The organism is Bartonella sp. OT172YNZD, from assembly GCF_042193725.1.
Lineage (GTDB): Bacteria > Pseudomonadota > Alphaproteobacteria > Rhizobiales > Rhizobiaceae > Bartonella > Bartonella grahamii_A.
Window position 1 is genome coordinate 1 of the sequence record NZ_JBHILZ010000083.1, and the last position, 767, is coordinate 767.

Consider the following 767-nt stretch of genomic DNA (forward strand, 5'->3'; position numbering starts at 1 on the left):
TATTTTATTGATGAACGTTTAGGCCGCTTAATCCCCTCAATGGAAAAGCTTCGGTCTAAATGACGTGCTCCCCGTTCTGTTAATGCCGCAAGAAAAACCGAACCTACCTGTTTTAATGTGACAGCACCTTGATCTTCCATAAAAGCCAGCTCATTATGCACAAAATCGCGATCGCGCCTGATGCCATAACTGTATAAAAGCCGCTCAATCATCGCACTCGATAAAGTTTCACTGCGCTCACAAGCAAGCCCTTTTAAAATAATCAACCGCGCTTCTTCACGGATGATTTTATCCATATCTGCTTTCATTTCTTGGCATTCTCCAGTAAAAACTCTTGCAAACGCTCACCTATCGCTGCCACCGGTTGTAATTGCGCAGAAAGCGTGTTGAGACGACCATCTAAACGTTCCAGATTCACTTCCAATCTTTGCAGCGCATCACGATCAGGCAAAAAATCCATCTCTGTTTCTAACTTTTGCACACGCTCTTTAAGCGCCGTGATATCTTTCAGCATTTCCCGCGCACCGGAAGAAAAATAGGCTCTCAAAACCCCACAAATCGCAATAACCGATAACAATAAAGACAACCAGCCATTGGCAACACTGATATCCAAGTTCACTTAAAAGTCCCCTCTCTTGTGCCTAAAATCGCCCTCTCCGCAGCTTTTCTGCGCTGTTCACAAATCAATAAAGCAGCACGATCACGCCCCCAATAGTGCACCACTTCGCGCGCATTCAAAGCACGCTCTGGCAATAAAGCTGGGCGGG

At 45.6% G+C, this 767-nt stretch carries 2 protein-coding genes; both read right to left on the reverse strand.

Annotation, left to right across the window (positions count from 1 at the left end; translation table 11 throughout):
• Positions 1 to 308, reverse strand: a 308-nt coding sequence (locus ACFIJS_RS09130; protein ID WP_375651305.1) for a hypothetical protein, incomplete at its 3' end; no start/stop codon positions are given.
• On the reverse strand, positions 305 to 619 hold the full coding sequence (locus ACFIJS_RS09135) for a DUF2730 family protein (RefSeq protein WP_375651307.1): 315 nt from the start codon (positions 617 to 619) through the stop codon (positions 305 to 307). The genes ACFIJS_RS09130 and ACFIJS_RS09135, both read right to left, overlap by 4 nt.
• Between the last annotated feature and the right edge of the window lie 148 nt (positions 620 to 767).